Annotated in this window: 1 protein-coding gene; it reads left to right on the top strand. The window is 43.1% G+C overall.

From position 1 onward, the window contains the following. Positions 1-86: 86 nt before the first annotated feature. The coding region (locus D7V20_RS19565; RefSeq protein ID WP_031984408.1) for a transposase at positions 87-408 on the top strand (322 nt) is incomplete at its 3' end.

Raw genomic sequence — 408 nt, 5'->3', positions numbered from 1 at the left:
GTAAGCATCCGGCTAACACAGCCTTACCAAGCGATCCTATAAGCCTTAATTTAGTTCCCACCTAAAAACAAGTGGGGACTTAATCCATGAACATGGATATATATTCAGCAACACCTCCTGTTGCTAAAAAACGCAGAACATACAGCAAAGAATTCAAACTCAGTATTGTCAATGCCTGTAAAAATCCTAATACCTCGATCGCTTCGGTCGCACTGCAACATAGTATTAATGCCAACCTTGTCAGTCGTTGGATCAGGATCTTCAGCCATCATGAGGGTGCCGTGCAGGATCCTACTCATGTGAATCCAGCATTTATTGCTTTGCCTTACACTGCTGCAATCAGCCAACCTATTGATGAGAGGATCACGTTGTGTATCACCGTGCCTCATACGAATAATGATATTCAGC

Origin of the sequence: Acinetobacter rongchengensis, from assembly GCF_003611475.1 — a bacterium.
GTDB lineage: Bacteria > Pseudomonadota > Gammaproteobacteria > Pseudomonadales > Moraxellaceae > Acinetobacter > Acinetobacter rongchengensis.
The sequence above is the reverse complement of the archived record's forward strand: the minus strand, read 5'-3'. Positions and strand labels throughout refer to the sequence as shown.